This window comes from Streptomyces pathocidini (genome assembly GCF_001418495.1).
Taxonomy (GTDB): domain Bacteria; phylum Actinomycetota; class Actinomycetes; order Streptomycetales; family Streptomycetaceae; genus Streptomyces; species Streptomyces pathocidini.
Genome location: NZ_LIQY01000032.1, coordinates 1 through 3,875, shown reverse-complemented (window position 1 = coordinate 3,875; position 3,875 = coordinate 1). Strand labels below are relative to the sequence as shown.

The window sequence follows — 3,875 nt, the reverse complement described above, 5'->3', positions numbered from 1 at the left end:
CCGGTCCAGCGCGCGCTGGAGGGCGGCGGCGGCGTTCTTGCGGGCGGTGGTGTCCGTGGTGCGGGCGGCCGAGTGGCGGACCCTGCGAGCGGTCTCGTTCATGGGTGCACGTCTCCAATACCAGAGCCCCGAGAGAGCATTCGGATCGCCGGAAGGGGCGGGGGGCCGTGGTGCGGCAGGGGTCGCCTGCCAGGGCACCAGCCCTCACCCGCCGATCGCTGGATCGAGCGAGACGTTCGGCTTCTACAAAGTTAGGACAGCCGGGCGCCACTGTCTGCACAGTTACTCGGACTTCCTACTATCTGAGACGGCGAACGCGGCGGACCCCCACCCGGCCGAGGCCTGGAACGGGGGTCCGCCGTGTTGTCCGGGCAGGTCAGCCCATATGCGGGTAGCGATAGTCCGTCGGGGGGACCAGCGTCTCCTTGATGGAGCGGGTGGAGGTCCACCGCATCAGGTTCTGCTTGGCACCCGCCTTGTCGTTGGTGCCGGAGGCGCGGCCGCCGCCGAAGGGCTGCTGGCCGACGACGGCACCGGTGGGCTTGTCGTTGATGTAGAAGTTGCCGGCCGCGAAGCGCAGCGCCTCGCAGGTGGCGGCGGCGGCCGCGCGGTCCTGCGCGATGACGCAGCCCGTCAGGCCGTACGGCGAGGCGGACTCCATCTGCTGGAGCATCTCCTCGTACTTCTCGTCCTCGTAGACGTAGACGCCCAGGATCGGGCCGAAGTACTCGTCCTTGAAGATCTCGTTCTCCGGGTCGGTGGAGACCAGGACCGTCGGGCGGACGAAGTAGCCCTCGCTGTCGTCGTACGTGCCGCCGGCCACGACCTCGACCGTCGGGTCCGCCTTGGCGCGGTCGATGGCGGCCTTGTTCTTGGCGAAGGCCCGGTCGTCGATGACCGCGCCCATGAAGTTCGAAAGGTCGCTGACGTCACCCATGGTCAGGCCCTCGACCTCGGCCGCGAACTGCTCCTTGAGGCCGGAGTTCCACAGGGAGGCCGGGACGTACGCGCGCGAGGCGGCGGAGCACTTCTGGCCCTGGAACTCGAAGGCGCCGCGGGTCATCGCGGTCTTCAGGACGGCCGGGTCGGCCGACGGGTGGGCGACGATGAAGTCCTTGCCGCCGGTCTCGCCGACCAGGCGCGGGTAGGTCTTGTACTTCTCGATGTTGCTGCCGACCGTCTTCCAGAGGTACTGGAAGGTCTTGGTCGAGCCGGTGAAGTGGATACCGGCCAGGTCCGGGTGGACCAGGGCGACCTCCGAGACCGCCTGCCCGTCACCGGTGACCAGGTTGATGACACCCTTCGGCATCCCGGCCTCCTCCAGCAGCTCCATGAGGAGCACGGCGGCCAGCGTCTGCGTCTGGGACGGCTTCCACACCACGACGTTGCCCATGAGGGCGGGGGCCGTGGGGAGGTTGCCCGCGATGGCGGTGAAGTTGAAGGGCGTCACCGCGTAGACGAAGCCCTCCAGCGGCCGGTGGTCGCTGCGGTTCCACACGCCGGGCGAGTTGGCCATGGGCTGCTCGGCCATGATCTGGCGCGCGAAGTGCACGTTGAAGCGCCAGAAGTCGACGAGCTCGCAGGGGGTGTCGATCTCGGCCTGCTGCGCGGTCTTGCCCTGGCCCAGCATCGTGGCGGCGGCCAGCGTCTCGCGCCAGGGACCCGAGAGCAGCTCGGCGGCCTTGAGGATGATCGCGGCACGGTCGTCGAAGGACAGCGCCCGCCAGGCCGGGGCGGCGGCCAGGGCGGCGTCGATCGCGTCCTGGGCGTCCTGGTGGGTGGCGTTGGCGAAGCTGCCGAGCTTGGCGGAGTGGTTGTGCGGCTGCACGACGTCGAAGCGCTCGCCACCGCCCATCCGCTTCTCGCCGCCGATGGTCATCGGCAGCTCGCGCCGGTTGCCCGAGAGCTCCTTGAGCTTCTTCTCCAGGCGGGCCCGCTCGGGGCTGCCGGGGGCGTAGGTGTGCACCGGCTCGTTAACCGGCGCGGGGACCTGGGTCACAGCGTCCATGGTGGCCGTTGTCTCCTTCGATCGATCGAGGGCGGGGGACGGAAGTCGGGGACGGGTCGGGGCTCAGCCGCGCGTGGCGAGCGACCTGAGGAAGAAGGCGAGGTTCGCGGGACGCTCCGCGAGGCGCCGCATGAAGTACCCATACCAGTCTGTGCCATACGGGATGTAAACCCGCATACGGTGCCCCTCCGCGACGAGCCGCTCCTGCTCGGCCTCGCGGATGCCGTACAGCATCTGGAACTCGTACTCGTCGGCCTTCCGGCCCGCGCGGTGGGCCAGCTCCTGGGCGATGGCGACCATGCGCGGGTCGTGGGAGCCGATCATCGGGTAGCCCTGGCCCGCCATGAGGATCCTCAGGCACCGGACGTACGCCTTGTCGACCTCGCGCTTGTCCTGGAAGGCGACCGAGGCGGGCTCCTTGTAGGCACCCTTCACCAGCCGCACCCGCGAGCCCTCCCCGGCGAGCGCGCGGCAGTCGTCCTCGGTGCGGAACAGGTACGACTGCACGACCGCGCCCGTCTGCGGGAAGCGCTTCCGCAGCTCGGCGAGGATCGCGAGGGTGGAGTCGACGGTGGTGTGGTCCTCCATGTCGAGGGTCACCGTCGTACCCGCCTCGGCGGCCGCCTCGACCACCGGCGTGACATTGGCCAGCGCCAGGTCATGGCCGCCGGCCAGCGCCTGCCCGAACGCGGACAGCTTGACCGACATCTCGGCCCGTACGCCCAGGCCCTCGCCCTTGAGGGCCTCGGCGAGCGCGAGGTAGGCGTCGCGGTTCCGCAGGGCCTCGGCCGGGTCGGTGATGTCCTCGCCGAGGTGGTCGAGGGTGACCTCCAGGCCGCGGGCGGTGAGCAGGCGCACGGCCGCCAGGGACTCGTCGAGCCGCTCACCCGCCACGAAGCGGTCCACCACGGGGCGGGTGACCGGCGCGGCCGAGACGATGCGGCGGATGCTGTCGCTGCGCGCGGCGGCGAGGAGCACGGGACCCAGCACGGGGCACCTCCACGATGAGGACGAAGACCGAGGCCGGAGAACGCTCCGCGACGGCAAGGAGAACCACCGTGAAACCTAAGGATGGCTCCGATCGTGGACCATCGACAGCTGTCACGCATCCGTGTCCGGGATCTCAGACAGATGTATGAAGGCTGTACGAGAATGGTGGTGACGGCCGGGTTCTCCGGTCCGGTGGGTCGGGTTTCCCAGGCCCGGTGGGTCGGGTTTCTCCGGCCCGGCGGGTCGGTCTCCCCGGGCCGGTGGTCGGTTCTCCGGCCCGTTGAAGGGTCGGGGTTCCCGGCCCAATGAGGGTCGGTTCCCCGGCCCGGTGAGGTGCGAGGCGAAGGACCGGAACGGCGGATGCGCGGCGATTACCAGCAGCTCGTGGACGAGATCTCGGCGGTCCTCGGCGCCCCCGCGACCCTGGAGGACCGCGACTTCGGGCTGATCGCCTTCGGCGCCCACGGCGGTGACGCGGACGACGACACCGACGGATTCGGCGGCCTGACCATGGACCCGGTCCGCACCCGCTCGATCCTCAACCGCCGCTCGACCCCGGCCGTACGGGCGTGGTTCGAGGCCTTCGGCATCGCGCGCGCCACCGGCCCGGTCCGCATCCCGCCCGACCCGGCGGCCGGTGTGCTGATGGGCCGGATCTGCCTGCCCGTACGCCACCGGGGGATCGTCCACGGCTACGTCTGGCTGCTGGACGACGGGCACCTCTCCCTTCTGGAGACCGGCGGCCCTGGTGTGGCACCGGACCCGCGGCTGGCCCAGGCGATGGAGACGGCGGCCCGTATCGGGGCGCAGCTGGCGGCTCAGGCCCAGGCCGGGGTGGAGGTCGGGGAGTTCCTCCGCGACCTCCACCCCGGCCTGG

At 70.6% G+C, this 3,875-nt stretch carries 2 protein-coding genes and 1 pseudogene; 1 reads left to right on the top strand and 2 read right to left on the bottom strand.

Translation table 11 applies throughout. From position 1 onward, the window contains the following. Positions 1–376: 376 nt before the first annotated feature. A complete protein-coding gene (gene pruA / locus AOK16_RS02225) occupies positions 377–2,008 on the bottom strand; it encodes an L-glutamate gamma-semialdehyde dehydrogenase (RefSeq protein WP_055470502.1) in 1,632 nt (543 codons plus the stop codon). Between the two features lie 63 nt (positions 2,009–2,071). After that, on the bottom strand, positions 2,072–2,998 hold the full coding sequence (locus AOK16_RS02220; protein WP_055470501.1) for a proline dehydrogenase family protein: 927 nt from the start codon (positions 2,996–2,998) through the stop codon (positions 2,072–2,074). 360 nt (positions 2,999–3,358) lie between these two features. Between AOK16_RS02220 and AOK16_RS02215 the strand changes: the two are divergent. After that, positions 3,359–3,875, top strand: a pseudogene (locus AOK16_RS02215) (PucR family transcriptional regulator); the annotation flags it as partial.

Bases quoted from the DNA above. Each gene is read 5' to 3' on its own strand.
- pruA (WP_055470502.1), bottom strand. From the start codon at position 2,008: ATGGACGCTGTGACCCAGGTCCCCGCGCCGGTTAACGAGCCGGTGCAC.